The sequence below is a fragment of the Nitrobacter sp. TKz-YC01 genome (assembly GCF_047824785.1).
In the GTDB taxonomy this organism is placed as follows: Bacteria; Pseudomonadota; Alphaproteobacteria; order Rhizobiales; family Xanthobacteraceae; genus Nitrobacter.
In genome coordinates, this window is sequence record NZ_CP181167.1 from 3,851,951 (window position 1) to 3,873,479 (window position 21,529).

Here is a 21,529-nt window from a genome sequence, read left to right on the forward strand (position 1 = left end):
GTTTGTCCGGCTTTCAACGTCACATGGTGATCGCGCCCGTCGCCGGCCGCCAGCGCGCGATCGTGACGCTGGCGTTGTGCGCGGGTGTCGCGGCCTTGACGCTGGTGTCGCTGGGGATCGGACCCGTGGCGCTGTCACCGGCTACGATCCTCCATGTCTTGCTTGGCGGCGGCGGCGACGTCCAGCGGATCATCGTGCTGGAGATCCGCCTGCCGCGCGCGATCCTTGCGATCGCCATCGGCGGGATTCTCGGTTTATCGGGCGCCGCCCTGCAGGGACTGGTGCGCAATCCCCTGGCGTCGCCGTCGTTGTTCGGCGCGCCGCAGGCAGCCGCGTTCGGCGCGGTGCTGCTGATCGCGCTGGGATGGGCTGATATCCATTCCTTCGCCTTGCCGGTGGCGGCGATCCTGGCTGCGTTTACGTCAGTGTTCGTGCTGCTCGTGATCGCGGGGCGTGATACCAGCCTCTTGATCCTGATCCTCGCCGGGCTGGCGATCTCCGCTCTTGCCGGCGCCGCGACGTCGCTGACCATGAACCTTTCAAGCAACCCTTTCGCCGCGCTGGAGATTGCATTCTGGCTGCTGGGGTCGCTGGAAGACCGCAGCTTTCGGCATGTGGCGCTGGCGCTGCCGTTCATCGCCGCGGGCGCCGTGGCGCTGATGAGCCAGCGTCATGCGTTTCGCACGCTCAGTCTCGGTGAAGAAGCCGCGCTCAGCCTTGGAGTCAATGTCGGCCGGCTTCGGCTGTGGACGATCCTCGGCGTTGCGCTTGGTATTGGCGGCGCGGTCGCGGTGGCCGGCGCCATCGGCTTCATCGGGCTGGTCGCCCCGCACCTGATGCGCCCTCTGATCGGCTACGACCCGTCACGGCTGCTGGTGCCGAGCGCGCTGACCGGCGCGGTGCTCCTGCTCGCGGCTGATATCGCGGTGCGTGTCATTCCTTCGACCTCGGACATCAAGGTCGGCGTCCTGACCGCGTTGATCGGCGTGCCGTTCTTCCTCTATTTGATCGTGCGCGAGCGACGGGCGCTGGGTGGAGGGGTGGCATGAGCGAGGATGCTGTTCTCGTCGCGTCGTCGCTGTCCGTGCATCTCGGAAAGAGGCTTGTCCTGAACGACATCTCGCTGGCGCTGCCGAGCCGGCGCCTTGTCGCGCTGGTCGGGCCGAACGGCGCCGGCAAGACCACGTTGCTCCGGGCGCTGGCGGGACTGCTGCCGTCCGAAGGCAGGATCGAGATCCGCGGCGACGCGCTGTCATCGCTCAGCCTTCGGGAACGCGCGCGCCGCTTCGCCTATCTTCCGCAGGGTCACCAGGTGCATTGGCCGCTGCCGACCAGGGATGTCGTGGCACTCGGACGTTACCCGCACGGCGCATACGATCCCGGAAGGCTGACCGGCCATGATGCCGACGCCGTGGCGCGGGCGATGCGGATGGCCGACGTGCTGAATCTGAGCGATCGCCGCGTGACGGAACTATCGGGCGGCGAGCGCAGCCGGGTCGCGCTGGCGCGGGTGCTGGCGGTGGAAGCGCCGGTGCTTCTGGCTGACGAGCCGACCGCATCGCTCGATCCGCGCTATCAGATCGAGGTGCTTGTCAAGCTGCGGGCAACCGCCGACAACGGAACGCTGGTTGTCGTGGTGACGCACGATCTCGGACTCGCGGCGCGTTTCGCCGATATTGTTCTGGTGATGTCGGAGGGGCGTCTGGTGTCGCAGGGACCGCCCGCCGGCGCGCTGTCGGAAGCGGTCATGGCGGAGGTCTTTCGCATCAGAACCTATCGCGCCGACCATGAACGCGAAATCGTTCTGGTGCCGTGGGCTGAGGTGTGATCGCGATGTCGTGGCTTTCGCGGCCGCATCTCTTTCGCAACGCGATCCGCGCGGGTATCGCCGCACGAAGCGTCGATCTTGCCGCCGTCATAGGCTTCGCCATCGCGATCGTCGCGCCCGCGCGCGCTGCCGATCCGCCGCGCGTCGCTTCGATCAATCTATGCACCGATCAGCTTCTGATGGCGCTCGCCGACCCCGCACAGATCGTCGGCCTCAGCCCTTACTCGCGCGATGCCGCTCGCTCCCACGCCGCGGACGAGGCGAAGAACTATCGGCGGCTCTCCGGCGAGGCCGAGGACGTGCTGATGCTCGGACCCGACGTTGTCGTCGCCACCCCTTATACCAAACATGCGACACGGCAGCTGTTGAAGCAGCAGGGCATGCGCGTGGCCGAGTTCGATGTCGCGAAATCGATCGATGACGTGAAAGACCAGATTCGCCGGATGGGCGATCTCGTCCGGCATCCGGATCGCGCGCAGATGCAGATCGCGCGGCTCGACGCCGCGATCGCCCGCGCGAGGAAGGCAACGGCGCGCAAGCGCTATCAGGTACTGGCGCTGTCGCGACGCGGTTGGGTGTCCGGCGCAGACAGCCTCGCCAGCGCATTGCTCTCGGTCGCCGGGCTATCGAACGCGGCATCCCGACTTGGCATTCGGTACGGCGGATTCGCCAAGCTCGAAACCATCGTTGCCGCCCGGCCGGATCTCATCCTGATATCGGACGGCAGCCCTATCGCCGAGGACCAGGGCAGCGCGCTGCTCTTGCACCCCGCGCTGGAAGAAGTGTATCCGCCGTCGCGGCGGATCATTGTTCCTGAAGATCTCACGGTGTGCGGCGGGCCAATGCTTGCCGATGCATTGGAGCGGCTGGTCGCGGAACTTATGCGCATCGGTGACCTTTAGAGCATGATCCCGGCCCGAAGGGCCGCGGCAGCACAAAGTGGACGCCGGTTTTCTGCACCCCTCATCGTGACACCGCATCCCAAAGCGGCAGGACCGGCGCGCACACCCCGCGGAGTTCTCGCGATATCGCATCTTTCGCTCTTGCGAAGCATTCGCAACTTTAGTAATGCAATTGCGACCTATTCGCGATCTAAGGTGATGAGTGTGAGATTCTCCAGGTGGTTGTTGCAGACGTGCGTGATGGTCTTTTCAAGCGCTGCCGTGGCGCAGACAATCGATCTTCCGGAAGTGGTCGTCACATCCCCGAACCCGATACAGACAGCGCCGAACAGCGACGAGACGGGCTACCAAGGGGCGACCTCTCAGTCCATTGCCGCGGCATCGTCGTTTACGTCGGTATCCGTCATGACCTCCCAGCAGGGGCTGACCAGGGGCGCCGCCTCGCTGGGCGACGCGCTGAGCACGACGCCGGGCGTCTCATCCACCACCTTTTCACCGGTTGCCAGCCGCCCCGTCATTCGCGGACTCGGCGGCTTCCGCGTGCGAACACAGGAGAACGGGATCGGCTCTCATGACATGGGCAATCTTGGAGAAGATCACGCTGTCACCATCGACCCGCTTGTTGCCGGCCGCGTCGAGGTTATCCGGGGTCCGGGCACATTGCGCTATGGCTCGCAGGCGATCGGCGGCGTGGTCAGCGCCAATAACGGACGCATTCCAACGGTGATTCCGCCGAACGGAGTTGCGTTCGAGACACGTGGTGGTTTGAACAGCGTCAGCGGCGGCAAGGATGGCGCGCTGCTGCTCGATACCGGAGGCGGCAATTTCGCTCTCCATGTCGACACCTTCAAGCGAACCGCTGGTGACTATCGCATTCCGGGCGGGATCCAGGAAAATTCGAGCTACGCGTCGCAAGGATATGGTATCGGCGGCTCCCATATTTTCAAGGATGGCTTCGTCGGCGTGTCCTACCAGAGCACGGCAACGACATACTTTATTCCCGGCATCGATTCCGCCCGCGAAAAGAACCATATCGACCTGCGTCAGTCGAAATGGAGCAGCCGGGGCGAATGGCGGCTCGGCGAAAGCGGGATCGATACACTTCGTTACTGGCTCGGGTTTACCGACTACAAGCACGACGAGATCGACGGCCTGGGCGCGGCGACCAATGTCGGCTCCACGTTCCGGAATAGAGAACTCGAATCACGCGTGGAGGTGTCGCATCTGCCGTTCAGTACGGCATTCGGCGAATTGACGGGTGCGGCAGGCTTCCAATGGGGACGCCGCCAACTCTCGGTTAAAGGCGCGCAAGAGGAACTGCTGTCCCCGGCGCGCGCGGAGAACCTCGCGGCATTCATCTTCGAAGAACTGCAGCTCATGCCCGCCTTGCGCATGCAAGGCGCGGTTCGAATGGAACGCACCGCCATTGCCGGCACCGGCGCGAGCTTTCCATCGTCGTATCTTCCGCCACCCGACCAGCCAAGCCTCTTCGCGGTCAATCGCAGCTTCCTGCCTGTCAGCGCAAGCGCCGGACTGCTGTACGACCTGCCATATGGCATGGTTGCGCGCGTCACGGCGCAGCATGTCGAGCGTGCTCCGGACCCTGTCGAACTTTTCTACAAGGGACCGCACGACACGCCGCGAACATTCGAGATCGGCGACCCGACGATGACGCTGGAAAAGGCCGACACGCTTGAGATCGGGCTGAAGCGTGGGCGCGGAGATACGCGCTTCGAGATCTCCGCCCACTACACAAGATTTGGAAACTTCATCTACAAGAATTTTACAGGGCTGATGTGCAACGACAGCTTTGCAACATGCGGTGCGCCGGGCGCAAGCTTCGATCAGATCATCTATTCGCAGCGCGACGCCACCTTCATGGGAGGCGAATTCCAGCTCGAACATGACGTGGCGCGTCTGTGGGATGGAATATGGGGCGTGGAGGCGCAATACGATATCGTCCGCGCCACATTCGCGGATGGCGGCTACGTACCCAAGATACCGCCCTATCGCCTCGGCGGCGGACTGTTCTACCGCGATCCGAGCTGGAGCGCGCGCATCAACCTCCTGCACGCGTTTGCCCAGAACAATCTGGGCGCATTCGAGACTCCCACTCCCGGATACAATCTGCTCAACGCGGAGCTGAGCTATATGGCGAAACTGCCGAATCCGACATTCCCGACGGAACTGACGATCGGCCTGAGGGGAGAGAATCTGCTGAACGACAGCATTCGTTTCCATCAATCGTACAAGAAGGACGAGGTCTTGCAGCCGGGACGCAACATTCGCTTATTCGCGTCCGTCAAATTCTAGTGGCCACCGCGTCCCGGGCAGCGCGCAAGGCCGGATTCGGCATCTTCACGCGGCGACGAAACTAGGACTGTAAGCCTAGTATTGTACTTTACGTACCCATTGTGACATGAGAGTCTGACTGCATTGGAGCGCAGTCATGAGGTCCTTTTTGAACGACAAGCATTTGCAAAACGAGGAAGCGGCCTACGCTTGGGTTGAAGCCCGTATCTGGCCGAACGGTCCCGTATGCCCTCATTGTGGCGGCGTGGAGCGCATTTCCAAGATGGGCGGCAAGTCCACCCGGATCGGCGCTTACAAGTGCTACCAGTGCCGCAAGCCCTTCACCGTAAAGGTTGGGACTATTTTCGAGTCTAGTCACGTTCCTATGCACCTGTGGCTGCAAGCCATCTATCTGCTTTCTTCCTCAAAGAAGGGCATTAGCTCTAACCAGCTTCACCGCACCCTTGGCTGTACTCTCAAAACCGCGTGGTTCATTTCTCATCGCGTCCGCGAAGCTATACGAGACGGCGGCTTGGCTCCTACGAGCGGCGCTGGCGGGGATCGTGGAGGTCGATGAAAAATGTTTTTGGACCGACCGAAGAAAAAATTCGCCGCAGCGAAAGGGTCGTCCGTTTACCACGCATGGCCGGACCGGCCAGCAAGCGCACTATCGTCTCCCTCGTTGAGCGCGGCGGCAAACGGCTAGTAAAAGGTGAAATAGGATGGCTCAAAAGCCCAAAGCTCGCGGCGCTAAGAAAAAAGCAGCACCGAAAGAGAAAGCACGCGATGAAAAGCAATTCGAGCGGTTCATAGAAACTGCTCGGGACCTTGGCGTTGATGAGAGCGGGGAACTGTTCGGGAATCACTTCCGAAGAATAGTTGTATCTAAGGAGCCGCCGAAGCGGCGGCAGCCGTAGTTGTCGTTGGCGGTTGAACCGGCAGTACCGCAAGCATTGCGGTGATAACGCTTCTTGCAATTCCAAGCGTGGCAATTGACTCGTCGGTCGTCAATATAACCTCAGGATGGATTAGCGGATTGCGGTGCAGGTCGGTCATTTGCTTGAGCGCGGCTAGAATCTTTTCATCTCCCTTCTTCGATTGCCTCAAAGCATTTAGATAGATGCTGTTGCTCAATCCCTGGATCGCGGACGATCCAATATATAACGGCATAAAAACATCATCGAGCGTGGCATCTGCGTCAGGAAGGCGCGACAATCCTTCGAGTTGCTCCGCGATCTCAAAAATGTACGGCAATGCAACCCTGAGCATATTTTTTCCCGCTCCACCAGAAATGTGAGCCGGGCACGAATCCCCCGGTGCTACTCACGGTAGCACCGGCCATCTGGGTACGCAAAGTATAGCATTGGGATAAGCCTTTTGAAGCTAAGTTCTTTGCCAGCGAATTTCCCGTTGAAGTCTCCGGGCAAACTGATAGGCTACCTGCCGTACGGTAGGATTTTGATGGCCAAGATTGAGCGCAACGAGATCGTAACTCGCGCCGCCGAACTTTTCCGGATCGGTGGCTACGACGATACGTCGATGGCGCAGATCGCGGATGCCTGCGGAATCCGCAAGGCCAGCCTCTATCACCACTTCCCGGAGAAGGATGGCCTGGTGCTGGCGGCCATCGAACGCATCCACGAGCATTTTCGGAAGCACATCTTTATTGTCGCCTACCGCAACGAGGCCGACGCCAGACAACGGCTCCATACGCTCTGCGACGCGACGTTCAGCTACTTCGACGGCCGGGAGGGCGGATGCCTCCTGGGAAATTTCGCGCTGGCGCTGACGGAACGCGCGCCGCGCTTCCAGACGCCGTTGCGCGCTTATTTTGACGACTGGGCAAAAGCCATCGCTCATCTGCTCACCCCGGAGCATGGGGAGAGCAAGGCGCGCGATCTGGCTTTCGATTCGGTCGCGCACATCCAGGGGGCGATCATGATGATGCGCCTCTACCACGATCCCCGACATCTGCGCCGGGCGCTTGAGACGAGCATCAGGACGCTTCCCTAAATTTTTCACAAAAAACCTACCGTATGGCCGGTAGTATATGGAAACAACATGCAGAAAACGCAGCATTTCCACGGACCATGGATCGTCGCCATCGCCTTCGTGACGCTCATGGGAGCATTCGGCCTCAACCTGAGCGGCGGCCAGTTTTTCGCGCCGCTGGCTCAGGAGTACGGGTGGGGACTCGCCGCATTGAGTTCAGCGGCGGCTCTCAACATGATCGTATGGGGGATCTTCCAGCCGCTCATGGGGCGGCTGATCGACCGTTTCGGTCCCAAGCCCATCATCGTGACAAGCGCCGCCCTCATGGGAACAGCCTTTCTGTTGTCCTCGACGATCTCAACGGTTTGGGAGTTCTACCTTTACTATGGAGTGCTCGCCGCGATCGGCTTTGCCGGCTGCGGGTCCATGGCCAATTCGGTCCTCGTCGCGCGATGGTACGTCCGGGGACGAGCAAGGATGCTGGCTCGAAGCGCGATGGGCATGAATATCGGCCAGCTTGTTTTCCTTCCGCTTACAGGATGGCTTATCGTCGTCTCCGGTTTTCGCGGAGCATTTCTTGGGCTCGGCGTTCTGATGATCGTGGTGATTGTCCCGCTGGTTCTGTTCGTTGCGCACAGTTCGCCGGACAAAATCAACCAGGCGCCGGACGGCGACGAGCTTTCCACCTTCACGCCGCCGAAATCAGCCTCGCTTTCACAAGCCGTCAGAAGCTCGGATTTCTGGGCAGCCACCTTCGGCTTCGTGACCTGCGGATACTCGCTTTATCTCGTCGTGATCCATCTACCGCGTTTCGCCGTCGATCTCGGGGCGAACCTTGCCACGGGCGGACAGGTTCTCGGCCTCGCGGCTGGCGCAAGCGCGGTTTCGATGTGGGTATGCGGCCAACTGGCCGGACGGGCCGGCAAGAAGAACCTGCTGATCGGCCTCTATCTGGTCCGCGCGCTCTCGCTTGCCTTCCTCGCCGTCTCGACGGAGGTTTGGCAACTCTATGCGTTCGCTCTTGTCTATGGCCTGTCGTCCATGCCCATCATTCCGTTGAAGACCGGCCTGATCGGAGACCTGTTCGGCGCAAACGCCATGGGGAGCATACTCGGGACCGTATGGTTCCTGCATCAGATACTCGCGGCCATCGCCGTTTATCTCGGCGGCTATTTGCGGGTCGAGACGGGAAGCTACGCGGTGGCGTTCTGGTCGGCCGCGATTCTGCTCCTGATCGGCGCGGCATCGACAAGTCTTATCCGCAGCCCTGGCGGGCCGGTTCCTCTGAAGCCAAATCCAGCGCCCGGCTAGAGCTTTTTCGCTTCTGATTGAATCAGAAGCGAATCTCTAGATTATTGTTTTAACGCGTTTTCTTCACGCGAACCGGTGCCCGCTTCGCTCGAAAACGCTATAGAGCATGATCCCGCGAAGGGAGAACCGGTTCTCGGATAAGATCATGCCAGATCAAAAAGTTAAGCCTGGCACGCGGCTTACAGCTTCTTATTCAAACCATGCTGCGGAGGCGATGAATTGTGGCAAAATTCTACCTATGCTCCGCAGAATTTCCCCCAAGTATTGCCGCCTGTGTGTTTGATCTATCAAGCCGCCCCGAGACCGCGTATCGTGCGTGCGCCGTCGGACAAGCCGGTTTCCCGGGGACCGACGACTGTTTCAATCCTGCGGAGACTTGGGAATGGCTAAGGGTACTGTGAAGTGGTTCAACCCGACCAAAGGTTATGGTTTCATCCAGCCGGCCGGAGGTGGCAAGGATGTGTTCGTCCATATTTCAGCCGTCGAAAGAGCCGGTCTTTCCACGCTGAATGAGGGCCAGAGCGTTGAATTCGAGGAAGTTGCCAACCGGGGCAAGACTTCGGCCGAAAACCTGAAGGTTTGACGCGACCACGATCCATCAGACCCGGATAGAAGCGCGCGCTTGCAACGCGGTGCATTCCGGTGCGAACGACATCGGCTCCGCCGACGCCATCAGGTCTCCGCTCACCGCGCAGACTGAACCCGCCGGCGATGATTGTAGGGATCCCATGATATCGGGATCCTCATGGCGAGGTCGCGCAGGAAGCGGCCGGGGATCTCACATGCTCCCGCTCCAGATCGGGGAACAGATCACCTTCCTCAGCTTGTATCGGTTCAATCCAGAATCATCCTGATCCGGGGATCGCCGATGTCGCCCCAGCTTCCGCCACCATTCTCGGTCCCCTATGCCCCGGATGACCGGCCCCTTGCGGAGCGGCTGCTCGCAGAGGCCCGGCTGACGCCTGAACAGGAAGCGCGGACCGATCGGATGGCGCGGCGCCTGATCGACTCCATCAGGCAGACCGACGACCCGCTGGGCGGCGTCGAGGACATGCTGCGCGAATTTGCACTCTCGACCAAAGAGGGGCTCGCGCTGATGGTGCTCGCCGAGGCGCTGCTGCGGGTGCCTGATGCCGAGACCGCGGACAGATTCATCGAAGACCGGCTCGGGCAGGGTGACTTCATCCACCACGAGACCCGATCCAGCGCCTTCCTCGTCAACGCCTCCGCCTGGGCGCTTGGATTGTCGGCGCGGGTCATCCAGCCTGGCGAAACGCCGCAGGGAACCATCGGGCGGCTTGCCAAGCGGCTCGGCGTTCCGGCGATCCGCGCGGCGACCCGGCAGGCGATGCGGCTGATGGGAAGTCACTTCGTGCTGGGCGAGACCATCGAGTCTGCGCTCGAACGGGCGCACGCCCATTCGGCGGGATGCACCCGCTACTCCTTCGACATGCTCGGCGAGGGCGCGCGCACCGCCGCGGACGCGGACCGCTATTTCGATTCCTACGCCGCCGCCATCGAGGCGATCGGACGCGGCGCCGGCGACAATCCGCTGCCCGACCGCCCCGGCATTTCGGTCAAGCTGTCGGCGCTGCATCCGCGCTATGAGGCGGTCAGCCAGGGACGGGTGATGGCGGAGCTGGTGCCGCGCGCCATCGACCTTGCCCGGCGCGCCAAGGCGCTCGATCTCGCCTTCACGGTCGATGCGGAGGAAGCCGATCGGCTGGAGCTTTCGCTCGACGTGGTGGCCGCCATTGCCGCCGACCGCTCGCTCGCCGGCTGGAGCGGCTTCGGCCTCGCCGTCCAGGCCTATCAGAAACGCGCCGGCGCGGTGATCGACTATATCGACGATCTCGCACGAGCCCTGAACCGGCGGATGATGGTTCGCCTGGTGAAAGGCGCATACTGGGACACCGAGATCAAGCGCGCGCAGGAGCGAGGGATCGAAGGCTATCCCGTGTTCACCCGCAAGGCGATGACGGACCTGAATTACCTCGCCTGCGCGCGAAAACTGCTGGCGCTACGCCCGCGCCTGTTTCCGCAATTCGCGACCCACAACGCCCTCACCGTCGCAACGTTGCTCGAACTGACGGGCGGAGAGACCGGCTTCGAATTCCAGCGCCTGCACGGCATGGGCGAAACGCTCTACGGCGTGCTCTGCAAGGATCGCCCCGCGATCGCTTGCCGCATCTACGCGCCCGTCGGCAGTCACCGCGACCTGCTCGCCTATCTGGTGCGCCGCCTGATCGAGAACGGAGCCAACTCCTCCTTCGTCGCCACAGCCTCCGATCCCGATGTACCGCTGGAGACGCTGCTGCGCAGACCGGCCGATATCATCGGGAGCGCCGACAACGCCGGACACGCCAGGATCCCATTGCCGCGCGATCTTTTCCAGCCGGAGCGGATCAACTCGCGCGGCATCGAATTCGGCGAGCGTGCCGCGGTGAACCGGCTGGTCACTGATGTCGCGGCTGAACGCGCCTCAGTCGTGCCGGTCAACGATCGGGAGCCGGTCGATGCGCACCGGGCCGTCGCCGCCGCGCGCAGCGGGTTTTCTTCGTGGAGCCGCACGCCGGCGGCTGTGCGAGCGGCCGCCCTGGAGCGCGCCGCCGATTTGCTGGAGCAACGATCGGCGCGGTTCATCGCGCTGCTGCAGCGGGAAGGCGGCAAGACGCTGGATGATTGCGTATCCGAGGTTCGCGAGGCCGCCGACTTCTGCCGCTACTACGCCGCGGAAGGCCGCAGGCTGTTCGGCGACGCGCAGTCGTTGCCCGGTCCGACCGGCGAACGCAACACGCTGCGTCTGCGTGGGCGCGGCGTTTTTGCCGCGATCTCGCCCTGGAATTTTCCGCTGGCGATCTTCATGGGTCAGGTGACGGCGGCGCTGATGGCCGGAAATGCCGTGGTCGCCAAGCCGGCCGAACAGACGCCGCGGATCGCGGCCGAGGCCGTGCGCCTGTTGCATGAAGCCGGGATCCCGGCGGCAGCGCTTCACCTGATCCAGGGCGACGGGCACGTCGGAGCCGCGCTCGTCGCCGACCGCGACATCGCGGGCGTTGTGTTCACCGGTTCGACCGAGGTGGCGCGATCCATCAATCGCGTGCTCGCCGGAAAGGATGGTCCCATCGTGCCGCTGATCGCCGAAACCGGCGGCATCAACGCCATGATCGCCGACGCCACCGCGCTGCCGGAGCAGGTCGCCGACGATGTCGTGACGTCGGCATTCCGCTCCGCCGGGCAGCGTTGCTCCGCGCTGCGGCTTCTGTTCGTTCAGGAGGACGTGGCGGACCGCATGATCGAGATGATCGTCGGCGCGGCGCGCGAGTTGAAGATCGGCGATCCGTCGGATCCCGCCACGCATGTCGGCTGGGTGATCGACGGCGACGCCAGGAAACGACTGGATGCCCATATTGCGCGCATGACGCGTGAGGCCCGGGTCCATTTCGCAGGGCCTGCGTCGTCATCCGGCAACTTCGTCGCGCCGCATATTTTCGAACTGGACGACGCGCGGCAACTGACTGAAGAAGTGTTCGGACCGATCCTTCACATCGTACGCTACAGCGCCTCCGCTCTCGATGGCGTTCTGGAGGCCATTGCCGATACCGGCTATGGCCTGACGCTCGGCATCCACTCGCGCATCGACGATACGATCGAAGCGGTGATCGACCGCCTTCCGGTCGGCAACGTCTACGTCAACCGCAACATGATCGGCGCCGTGGTGGGGGTGCAGCCGTTCGGCGGCCATGGCCTGTCGGGAACCGGACCCAAGGCCGGCGGCCCGCACTATCTCACCCGCTTCACCACCGAACAGACCGTAACGGTGAATACCGCAGCCGCCGGCGGCAACGCCGCATTGATGACCGATGAAGACTGAATGATAGCGTTTTCAAGCCAAGCATCTGCTCTCGCTTGACCTGGGGCCTTTATCGCTTCTGATAGAATCAGAAGCGAAAACCTGAGCAGTCAAAGGCGACATGCCGTCCCGCGTTGCGGCCGCCAAACAGGTGCCCGGTCAGGCCGCCAGCGTCGCGAGACCCGCGCCTTTCAACAGCGTTGCGAGTTGCTTGCGGGCATAAAACATACGGGTCTTCACGGTGCTCGGCGGGATACCGATGATCTCACCGGCTTCCTCGACCGTCTTCTCGTGATAATAGACGAGATGGATGATCTCGCGATGCGCCGGGGACAGCTTGGCGATGCAGGCGCGCAAGATGGCGCTGACGTTGCTGCGATCGAGCGACGTCTCGGGCGTATCAGCGCCATCGGCGATCTCCCGGACATTCTCCTGGTCGATATCTTCATGGCGACGCTGACGCATCGCTGTCAGCGCCTTGAACCGGGCGATCGACAGCAGCCACGTGGATACCCGTGACCGGCCTTCGAACTGGTCGGCGGTGCGCCAGACGTCGAGAAATACCTGGCTGACAATATCCTCGGCCGCCGTCGCGTCGCGCAGGCTGCGCAGCACGAAACGATAGACCCGAACGTTATGCCGCAAATACAGCGTATGCATCGCCGAGCGGTCGCCGTGGGCAATCCGCTTGAGAAGCATCTCGTCTGTGGTTGTCTGCGCGGCGACAATACCCTGGCAAGCGGCGGCGCTGATCGCGATGACGTTTTGCATGACGGCTCCCCTTATTGTTGGGGAGATTGTTAGCCGTGCCGCGTTTCAGAACGTCTGCACAGAAAGCGGAAAATGGTTTCGCGGAGAAGAAATTTGTTTCGTCCCTCGCCGGCGACGAAACAAATCAGTGGCGAAGCGCTTGAACTTCTCGGCGTCCGATGGACCAGAGCCGGGCGGCGGGCCATGGCGAGGATTCGGCGAAAAGCGATCCCATCGGGGCCATTAGAATACGTGTAAATGATTGACTGTATTTAATTTTTTCGATCTATCGCGCGGCTGCCGGCGATTCAGGCCTTGTCGCCGGAAGGCGAAAACAGATAACCGCCGCCACGGATGGTCCGGATCACCGCCGGTTTTGCGGGGTCGGGCTCGATCTTGCGGCGGATCCGCATGATCCGCAGATCAATCGCCCGATCGAAGGCTTCGCTGTCGCGTGCATTGGCCAACTCCAGCAGCCGCTCGCGCGACAGAACCCGCTTCGGATTGGCGGCGAAGACCTTCAACAGACCGAATTCCGATGCCGTGAGCGGGTGTTCATTGCCTTCGTCGTCACGCAAGGCCTGGGCTTCCAGATCGAGCCATTTGGTGCCGAAGCGGACAAGCTGATCCGCTGGCCTGGCGGCGGCGCCATCAGGCGCGCCTTCCGGCTTCGGCGCGCTTCGCCGCAGCACCGAGCGGATGCGGGCCATCAGTTCGCGCAATTCGCACGGTTTCGCCACGTAGTCGTCGGCGCCGAGTTCGAGACCGACGACGCGATCGATCGGGCTGGCCGTCGCCGTCAGCATGATCACCGGGATGTTGGTGCGGCTTTTGAGATCACGAATGATCGAAAGGCCGTCCTCCTCCGGCATGTTCAGGTCGAGCACCACGAGATCCGGGGCTGCCCTGCCGATCGCCTCCCGCAAGCTGCGGCCGCCATCGCACAGCGTGATGGCGAAGCCATGCATCTTGAGATAGTCGCCGACCATCTCGCGGGCAGGCGCCTCATCGTCAACGACAATGATATGCGGATTCCGGTTCATGTCAGGTCGCAGCAGGCAGGATGATGGTGAAGGCCGATCCCTGTCCGGGGCCGCCGCTATCGGCTTTGATCTGGCCATCATGCATGTCGACGATCCGTTTCACGATCGACAGGCCGAGACCGGTGGAGCTTTCCCCGGCGGTGGGTTTCGCGGATAATCGCTGGAAGCGGCCGAACAGTCGCCCCAGGTCCTCCGGCGAAAGGCCGGCGCCCTCGTCCGTGATGCGAATGATGGTGTTGCCCGCGTCGTGGTCGACCAGCAGCGTGATCCTTCCTCCCACGGGGCTGTACTTGATCGCGTTGCTGACGAGATTGTCGATCGCCTCGCGCATCCGGTCCTGATCGCACATCGTGATCTGTCCGGCCGGCGCCGACACGGTGATGGTCTGCTGCTTGTTGAGCGCGGGAGGCTGGTTGGCCTCGGCGACCTCGGCGACCAGCGCCGCGACATCGACCGGCTCGCGCCTTATCGTGATATCGAAGGCGTCCGCCATGGCGTCTGAAATCAGGTCATCGACCATCGCAATCAGGCGCCTGGTGGCGTCGCGAATATGATTGATCTGCACGGTGACGGTGTCCCCGGACGAGCCCGCGCCGACAAGCTCGGCAAGCATTTCGGCCCTTCCCAGGATGACCCCGAGCGGATTCTTCAGGTCGTGCGCCACGGTCCCCAGAATCTCGTTCTTGAACCCGTTGGCCCGCTGCAACCGCAGCCATTGCGCGGAAAGCCTGCGATTGGCCTGCATCAACGCGCGCGTGCGTTGGGCGACGCGGTCTTCGAGCTGCGCGTTCACGTCCTGCAGTTGCTGATACAGGATCACGTTGTCGAAGGCGATCGACAACCGGCTGCCGAAGATTTCGACCAGCGAGCGGTCGGTATCCGACAGATCGCACTCGGCCTGCAGCAGGATCACGACCTCGCGGCCGCTGCCGGTGCGGATATAGAGAATGGAGCGGTGATCGACGAATTCGTGCTTGCGGCGCCGGAAGGCGTCTTCGACCGTCTGCTTGAGATCGTAATCGAGCGATGCCTGCCCCTCCGCCCCGCTGAAGCGCCTGTAGCAGCCGGATCCGGCGAGCACCGAGAAGTCGTCATCATCAGCGCCGCCGTCGCGCAACACCAGAATGCCCGCGCAGTCGACGTTCAAAAGTGACGCAAGCTGCGTCAGGACGCCCTCGGCGAGGCGCTGCATCGACTTGAAATCATAAAGCGTCGAGGCCGCATCGATGATGATTTCGAGACCGCGGCGGGTCTGCACCATCCGCTCGAGCTGCTGATAGCTGCGCAGCGCCGCGGTCAGCGATGTGAACAGCTTGTCGGCGGTGAGTTCCGTCTTGGCCTTGTAATCGTTGATGTCGTAGTCGACGATAACGCGGCGCTCCGGCGCCTGTCCCGGCTGTCCCGTGCGCAGGATGATGCGCACCGTTTCGTTCCGCAGGTCGTTGCGGATGAACTCGACAAGATCGAGCCCGGCTTCGTCGGTCTCCATGATCACATCGAGAAGAACCGCGGCGATGTCGGGGTGCGCGCGCATCAGCTCACGCCCCTCGGCCGCGGAATAGGCGGAAAGAATATCCAGTGTCTGTCCGTTGAGGCTGTAATCGCTCAGCGCAAAGCGCGTGCCTTCATGCACGGCCCGATCGTCGTCGATCACGGCGACCTTCCATTTGCGCACCGCCGATGCGTCCGGACCATCAGCCCCTGAATCGTCGATCAGGTCGAGGACGTCATCCTGGTCGGCCATCGTACTGTCCCCCGCCGTCTGTTCATCCCTGCCGGTCGTGAGTTGCAGCCGCCGCCCACCGGTCTTGTCCGGAGATGGAAGCGTCGTCCGGAGCTCTCAGCGCCGCCTGTTCGATTACGATCCGCGGATCCGGCGCCTACTCCTTCTTCGGCTCTTTCGACATCCGCTCCAGCCGATCCTGCATCTCCTTCATCTGCCGGCGGAGATCTTCGATATTGTCGCCGGGATCGGGAGTATCAGGCGTTTTCTCCGGCTCCGGCGCGGCGGCCCCGCCGCGGGGCGGCACGAACGGCTTGAACATCGAGAAGGTGCGCTCGAAAAGCTCCATGTTGCGGCGGACATGCTCTTCAAGCGGCGCGAACGGCGTGCCGCTGAAGCTGCTCGTCAATTGCTTGCGGAACTTCTCCTGCTCGCGGGTCAGCAGGTCGATCGATCGTTCGAGATATTTCGGCACCACCATCTGCATGCTGTCTCCGTAGAAACGGATCAACTGCCGAAGGAACGTGGTCGGGAGCAGATTCTGCCCTGTCTTGTTCTCCTGTTCGAAAATAATCTGCGCCAGCACCGAGCGGGTGATATCGTCTCCGCTCTTTGCATCGAACACAAGGAAATCCTCGCCCTGCTTGACCATCGCCGCGAGATCCTCAAGCGTCACATAGGTGCTGGTACCGGTGTTATAGAGTCGCCGGTTCGCATATTTCTTGATTGTGGTTGGTGTCTCTGATTTCGCCATCGGTCCACACATCCCTACCGAGGACCCCGCCGGCGTCCACGATGGGGCTTACACGTAACGCATTGCAGCAAAGTAAGCACTTTCAGCACGCTTCGGCTACCGTTTTATGGAAAACAGTTAATTCTCAAACATTGTAGGTGCTCACGATCATGTACGGGCGCAACTTCCGGCCATCGGCGTGATTGACACACTCTCGTGAGGCCAACAGGATACATCCAACGCGATCCCGAACCGCCCGCGCGGGCGTGTCACCATCGAATATCAAGTCACTCTGGTTCCAGGAGGTGTCCATGTCGGACGATGTCGTCATCGTCAGCGCCGCCCGCACTCCGGTCGGAAGTTTCAACGGCGCGCTTGCCACGACGCCAGCCCACGCGCTCGGCGCTGTCGCCATCAAGGCCGCGCTGGAGCGGGCGGGAATCGAACCCGGGCGGGTCTCCGAGGTCATCATGGGCCAGATTCTGACCGCGGCGCAGGGCCAGAATCCGGCGCGTCAGGCGTCGATCGGCGCGGGCATTCCGGTGGAAAGCCCGGCCTGGGGCGTCAACCAGCTTTGCGGTTCTGGCCTGCGCACCGTCGCGCTCGGCTATCAGGCCATCCTTAACGGGGATTCGGAGATCGTCGTCGCCGGAGGACAGGAATCCATGAGCATGGCGCCACACGCGCAGCATCTGCGCGGCGGCGTGAAGATGGGCAACCTCGAACTGATCGACACCATGATCAGGGACGGGCTGTGGGACGCATTCAACGGCTACCACATGGGCAACACCGCCGAGAATGTCGCGCGCCAGTACCAGATCACCCGCCAGCAGCAGGACGAATTCGCCGCCGCCTCGCAGAACAAGGCGGAGGCCGCGCAGAAGGCGGGCCGCTTCAAGGACGAGATCGTGCCCGTCACCGTCAAGAACCGCAAAGGCGATATCGTGGTCGATACGGACGAATATCCGAAGGCGGGCGTGACGGCCGACTCCATCGCCAAGCTGCGGCCCGCTTTTGAAAAGGACGGCACCGTCACCGCGGCGAACGCGTCGGGAATCAACGACGGCGCCGCGGCCGTGGTGCTGATGTCGGCCGCGCAGGCGGCGAAAGAAGGCAAGACTCCCCTCGCCCGCATCGTCTCCTGGGCCCATGCCGGCGTCGACCCCAAGATCATGGGCACCGGCCCGATTCCGGCGTCCCGAGCCGCGCTGAAAAAAGCAGGCTGGGCGATCGGAGACCTCGACCTGATCGAGGCCAATGAGGCCTTCGCCGCGCAGGCCTGCGCCGTCAACAAGGATCTCGGCTGGGACACCTCCAGGGTCAACGTCAATGGCGGCGCGATCGCCCTCGGCCATCCGGTCGGCGCCTCGGGCGCGCGCGTGCTGGTGACCCTGCTCCACGAAATGCAGAAGACAGACGCCAGGAAGGGCCTTGCCACGCTATGCATCGGCGGCGGCATGGGCATCGCGATGTGCGTCGAGCGCGGCTGAGCGGCAGCGGGCGTTTCAGATGATATTGGGTCATCGCAGTTCTTATTGAGAGTGAAATGCCCGGTCACGAGCCGGGCATTTTTAATCTGCAGGGTCTTTTGGACGGTCGTGACGATTTCGGCTTGCTCTTTAGGAGGACGACGCAATGGCAAGGGTGGCACTGGTGACGGGGGGAACGCGAGGCATCGGCGGGGCGATCAGCAAAGCGCTGAAGGCGGCCGGTTACACCGTCGCGGCGAGCTACGCCGGCAACGACGCGGCGGCGGAAACGTTCAAGGCGGAAACCGGCATTCCCGTCTACAAATGGGACGTCGCCTCGTTCGAGGCCTGCGCCGGCGGCATCAAGCAGGTCGAGGCGGGCCTCGGTCCCGTCGAGGTGCTCGTCAACAATGCCGGCATCACCAGGGACACGGCTTTCCACAAGATGACGTTCGAGCAGTGGAGCGCCGTCATCAACACCAATCTTGGCTCGCTGTTCAACATGACGCGTCCGCTGATCGAGGGGATGCGCGCGCGCAAGTTCGGCCGTATCGTCAACATCTCGTCGATCAACGGCCAGAAAGGCCAGTTCGGCCAGGTGAACTATTCGGCGGCGAAGGCAGGTGAGATCGGCTTCACCAAGGCGCTGGCGCTGGAGAACGCCAAGACCGGAATCACCGTGAACGCGATCTGCCCGGGTTACATCAACACCGAGATGGTGCAGGCCGTGCCGAAGGATGTCATCGAGAAAAGCATCCTGCCGCAGATTCCGGTGACCCGCCTCGGCGAGCCCGAGGAAATCGCGCGCGCGGTGGTGTTCCTCGCAGCCGACGACGCCGGCTTCATCACCGGCTCGACGCTTTCCGTCAACGGCGGTCAGTATCTGGCGTGAACAGCGGCGCATAGTTTGGACGCTGCTTCTTTTCCCCTCTCCCCTTGCGGGAGCCGAGACGAGCGAAACTCGCTCTTAGGGTGAACGTGCGTCAACGCGGCCGGGTGAGGGGGACAGCGTCAGCGTGACACAAGGCCCCTCATCCGGCGCGGACTTCGTCCGCACCACCTTCTCCCGCGAGGGGAGAAGGAAGACATCATGACCTCCCGCACCGCCACGCTCATCGGCCTCACAGCCATCCTGATGTGGTCGCTGCTCGCGGTCATGACGGTCGCGACCGGGCGCATCCCCGCGTTTCAACTCGCGGCCATGACTTTCGCGATCGGCGGCCTTGCCGGCTGCGTGAGCTTGCTGTTTCGCCCCGGCGGTTTCCGCGCTTTGCGACAGCCGGCGTCCGTATGGCTCGTGGGAGTGGGCGGACTGTTCGGCTATCATGCGCTGTATTTCATCGCGCTGCGAGAGGCGCCGCCCGCCGAAGCGGGTCTGCTGAACTATCTCTGGCCGCTGCTGATCGTGCTGTTCTCAGCGATGCTGCCGGGCGAGCGGCTGGCGCCGCATCATCTGATCGGCTCGATCCTCGGACTTTCCGGAACGGTTCTGCTGTTTGCGGGCAACACCTCGATCGTGTTCGAACACGCTGAGATATCCGGTCTTGCGGCGGCGTTCATGGCCGCGTTCGTCTGGGCCGCGTATTCGGTGCTGTCGCGACGCCTGGCCTCGGTTCCGACCGACGTGGTCGCGGGCTTTTGCCTGGCGACGGCCGCGCTGGCGGCGGTTGCGCATCTGCTCATGGAGCAGACGGTCTGGCCGGACGGCGCGGCTCAGTGGCTCGCGATCGCCGCGCTCGGCATCGGTCCCGTGGGCCTTGCCTTCTATGTCTGGGATATCGGCATGAAACGCGGCGACATTCGCGTGCTCGGCGCGGCCGCCTATGCGACGCCGCTGCTCTCGACCTCGTTCCTGATACTGGCGGGATTCGCGAAGCCGACCGCGGCGCTCGCGGCCGCCGCCATGCTGATCGCGGGAGGCGGCTTGATCGCGGCGAAGGACATGATCCGGTGACAGCGTTTTCGAGCGAAGTGGATACCGGTTCGCGTAAAACTGGGGCCAGGCTTGTTTAGCCGCCGCCCTACGCCTGTAGCGCGGCGAAGTGTCCGCGCCTCTGCAGCCACGCCAGCAGGATCAGGCTCGGCAGCGCCACCAGCATGCAGATCATAAAGAACAGCGGCCATCCCGTGGCCTCGGCGACGAATCCCGCGCTGGCGGACAGGTAGGTCCGGCCGACCGCGGCGAGCGCCGTCAGCAGCGCGTACTGGGTGGCGGTGTGCAGCGGATTGCGGCACAGCGCGGACAGATAGGCGACGAAGATCACCGTGCCGATGGCGCTGGTGAAATTCTCCGCCGTGATGGCGAGAGCCAGCGCCCACTGATCGACGCCGACCATCGCCAGCCATGAGAACGACAGGTTGGCCACCGCCTGCAAGATGCCGCCGATCCACAGGCTCGCCGCCAGCGGATAGCGCCGCGCCACGAAGCCGCCGGCGAACCCGCCGATCAGCGTCGCGGCAAGGCCGACACCCTTCACGATGGCGGCGTAGTCGTTGCGGGTGAAGCCGAGATCAATGACGAACGGCGCGGTCATGCTGCCGGAAAACGCGTCGGTGAACTTGAACAGCACGATGAAAACCAGAACCGCCAGCGCATCCTTCCTGGCGATAAACTCGGAGAATGCGCCGACCGCGGCGTTCATGACGCGCGCGAAACCGCCCTTGGCACGTGTCGCCAGTTCCGCGCGCACGGATTGCTCGGGCTCGGTGGCTATGAGCGCCGTGACGGTTCCGATCAGAACCATCGTCGCCATGCCGACATAGCCCCACGCCCAGGCGGAGGCGCGAACCAGACCCGTCCCTTCGAGCGCGCTGACGAAGAAAAGAGCCCCGGCGGTCGAGACCAGCATGCCGATGCGGTAGGCGGCGACGTAGGCGGCCATGCCGGCTGCCTGCTCGCTTTCCGGCAGGCTCTCGACGCGGAAGGCATCGACCACGATATCCTGCGTCGCCGAGGTCGCCGCCACCAGCAGCGCGCCGAGCGCGACGAACCATGGCGCCTTCGCCGGGTCGGTTGAAGCCAGCAGCAGGATCGCCGCGATCAGAAGCAGTTGCGAGAACACGAGCCAGCCGCGCCGGCGCCCAAACCGGCGCGTCAGCAGCGGAATGTGCAGGGCATCGACCAGCGGCGCCCACAGGAATTTGAGCGTATAGGGCGTGCCGACCAGCACGAACAAGCCGATCGCGCGCAGGTCGATGCCGGATTCGGTCATCCAGATCTGCAGCGTCGAGCCCGACAGCGCCAGCGGCAGGCCGGACGAGAAGCCGAGCATCATCACAATGAGAACACGCGGCTGCAGATAGACCGCCATGCTCTCGCGCCATGACGCACGGGGAGCAACGTCGGATACGGTCGGGGCGGTGGCGGCGTCCGGAGCGGTCATGCGGATGGTGTTAGCAGATTCGCAGGTCGCGAGATGTCAAGATGACTCTCCGGGACTGCGGCCGGAGTCGGCGCGACCTCGGCAAAAACAGTTCCGGTTCCGCCCGAACGCGGCAATCCGCGACGCCACGGCGGCCGCGCGCGTGCAGACCAAACAGGAACATCTGAAAGTTAACGAAAGCTCAACGCGGCCCGCCCGTGAAGGTCAAGTGATCGGAGCGGATCGCGGATTGACCCCGGCAGGTCCGGGG

At 63.0% G+C, this 21,529-nt stretch carries 17 protein-coding genes and 1 pseudogene; 12 read left to right on the plus strand and 6 right to left on the minus strand.

Annotated elements, in window-relative coordinates:
* Nucleotides 1–23: 23 nt before the first annotated feature.
* The 5 genes and pseudogenes from ACMYR2_RS18295 to ACMYR2_RS18315 form a co-directional block, all read left to right on the plus strand.
* Nucleotides 24–1,049 (plus strand): iron ABC transporter permease, encoded by a 1,026-nt coding sequence (locus ACMYR2_RS18295; RefSeq protein WP_347263538.1) that lies wholly within the window; start codon nucleotides 24–26, stop codon nucleotides 1,047–1,049.
* Entirely contained in the window at nucleotides 1,046–1,828 is a 783-nt protein-coding gene (locus tag ACMYR2_RS18300) for an ABC transporter ATP-binding protein (RefSeq protein WP_416193438.1), read from the plus strand. The genes ACMYR2_RS18295 and ACMYR2_RS18300 overlap by 4 nt, the downstream gene beginning before the upstream one ends.
* 5 nt (nucleotides 1,829–1,833) lie before the next feature.
* A complete protein-coding gene (locus ACMYR2_RS18305; protein ID WP_347263536.1) occupies nucleotides 1,834–2,730 on the plus strand; it encodes an ABC transporter substrate-binding protein in 897 nt (298 codons plus the stop codon).
* A gap of 261 nt (nucleotides 2,731–2,991) precedes the next feature.
* Complete coding sequence (locus ACMYR2_RS18310; protein ID WP_416193439.1) at nucleotides 2,992–5,043, plus strand: TonB-dependent receptor; 2,052 nt, start codon at nucleotides 2,992–2,994, stop codon at nucleotides 5,041–5,043.
* A 136-nt stretch (nucleotides 5,044–5,179) separates the two neighbouring features.
* Nucleotides 5,180–5,721, plus strand: a pseudogene (locus ACMYR2_RS18315) (IS1595 family transposase); the annotation flags it as partial.
* A gap of 186 nt (nucleotides 5,722–5,907) precedes the next feature.
* On the opposite strand, the gene ACMYR2_RS18320 reads toward ACMYR2_RS18315, so the two are convergent.
* Nucleotides 5,908–6,291 (minus strand): hypothetical protein, encoded by a 384-nt coding sequence (locus ACMYR2_RS18320; protein ID WP_416193440.1) that lies wholly within the window; start codon nucleotides 6,289–6,291, stop codon nucleotides 5,908–5,910.
* A gap of 192 nt (nucleotides 6,292–6,483) precedes the next feature.
* On the opposite strand from ACMYR2_RS18320, the gene ACMYR2_RS18325 reads away from it, so the two are divergent.
* The 4 genes from ACMYR2_RS18325 (at nucleotide 6,484) to putA (ending at nucleotide 12,199) form a co-directional block, all read left to right on the plus strand.
* Nucleotides 6,484–7,035 (plus strand): TetR/AcrR family transcriptional regulator, encoded by a 552-nt coding sequence (locus ACMYR2_RS18325; RefSeq protein ID WP_347263564.1) that lies wholly within the window; start codon nucleotides 6,484–6,486, stop codon nucleotides 7,033–7,035.
* Between the two features lie 48 nt (nucleotides 7,036–7,083).
* Entirely contained in the window at nucleotides 7,084–8,325 is a 1,242-nt protein-coding gene (locus ACMYR2_RS18330) for an MFS transporter (protein ID WP_347263565.1), read from the plus strand.
* Nucleotides 8,326–8,707: 382 nt separating this feature from the next.
* Nucleotides 8,708–8,908 carry a cold-shock protein gene (locus tag ACMYR2_RS18335; protein ID WP_347263566.1) on the plus strand — a complete coding sequence of 67 codons (201 nt, stop codon included), beginning with the start codon at nucleotides 8,708–8,710 and terminating at the stop codon, nucleotides 8,906–8,908.
* A 285-nt stretch (nucleotides 8,909–9,193) separates the two neighbouring features.
* Nucleotides 9,194–12,199 carry a bifunctional proline dehydrogenase/L-glutamate gamma-semialdehyde dehydrogenase PutA gene (gene putA, locus ACMYR2_RS18340; RefSeq protein WP_347263567.1) on the plus strand — a complete coding sequence of 1,002 codons (3,006 nt, stop codon included), beginning with the start codon at nucleotides 9,194–9,196 and terminating at the stop codon, nucleotides 12,197–12,199.
* A gap of 138 nt (nucleotides 12,200–12,337) precedes the next feature.
* Here the strand turns inward: putA and ACMYR2_RS18345 are convergent, their stop codons facing one another.
* From ACMYR2_RS18345 to phaR, 4 genes are all read right to left on the minus strand, one after another.
* Complete coding sequence (locus ACMYR2_RS18345; protein ID WP_347263568.1) at nucleotides 12,338–12,949, minus strand: sigma-70 family RNA polymerase sigma factor; 612 nt, start codon at nucleotides 12,947–12,949, stop codon at nucleotides 12,338–12,340.
* Nucleotides 12,950–13,236: 287 nt separating this feature from the next.
* On the minus strand, nucleotides 13,237–13,971 hold the full coding sequence (locus ACMYR2_RS18350; RefSeq protein WP_347263569.1) for a response regulator: 735 nt from the start codon (nucleotides 13,969–13,971) through the stop codon (nucleotides 13,237–13,239).
* A 1-nt stretch (nucleotide 13,972) separates the two neighbouring features.
* Nucleotides 13,973–15,715 carry a DUF3369 domain-containing protein gene (locus ACMYR2_RS18355; protein ID WP_347263570.1) on the minus strand — a complete coding sequence of 581 codons (1,743 nt, stop codon included), beginning with the start codon at nucleotides 15,713–15,715 and terminating at the stop codon, nucleotides 13,973–13,975.
* A gap of 136 nt (nucleotides 15,716–15,851) precedes the next feature.
* Nucleotides 15,852–16,448: a polyhydroxyalkanoate synthesis repressor PhaR gene (gene phaR / locus ACMYR2_RS18360; RefSeq protein WP_347263571.1), complete on the minus strand. Its 597-nt coding sequence runs from the start codon at nucleotides 16,446–16,448 to the stop codon at nucleotides 15,852–15,854.
* A gap of 290 nt (nucleotides 16,449–16,738) precedes the next feature.
* On the opposite strand from phaR, the gene ACMYR2_RS18365 reads away from it, so the two are divergent.
* The 3 genes from ACMYR2_RS18365 to ACMYR2_RS18375 all read left to right on the plus strand — a co-directional run bounded on the left by ACMYR2_RS18365 (nucleotide 16,739) and on the right by ACMYR2_RS18375 (nucleotide 19,850).
* Nucleotides 16,739–17,917, plus strand: a complete 1,179-nt coding sequence (locus ACMYR2_RS18365; RefSeq protein ID WP_347263572.1) for an acetyl-CoA C-acetyltransferase — start codon at nucleotides 16,739–16,741, stop codon at nucleotides 17,915–17,917.
* A gap of 145 nt (nucleotides 17,918–18,062) precedes the next feature.
* Entirely contained in the window at nucleotides 18,063–18,788 is a 726-nt protein-coding gene (gene phbB, locus ACMYR2_RS18370; RefSeq protein WP_416193441.1) for an acetoacetyl-CoA reductase, read from the plus strand.
* A 198-nt stretch (nucleotides 18,789–18,986) separates the two neighbouring features.
* Complete coding sequence (locus ACMYR2_RS18375) at nucleotides 18,987–19,850, plus strand: DMT family transporter (protein WP_347263574.1); 864 nt, start codon at nucleotides 18,987–18,989, stop codon at nucleotides 19,848–19,850.
* Nucleotides 19,851–19,917: 67 nt separating this feature from the next.
* Here the strand turns inward: ACMYR2_RS18375 and ACMYR2_RS18380 are convergent, their stop codons facing one another.
* Nucleotides 19,918–21,279, minus strand: coding sequence for an AmpG family muropeptide MFS transporter (locus ACMYR2_RS18380; RefSeq protein WP_347263575.1), 1,362 nt, complete (start codon nucleotides 21,277–21,279; stop codon nucleotides 19,918–19,920).
* Between the last annotated feature and the right edge of the window lie 250 nt (nucleotides 21,280–21,529).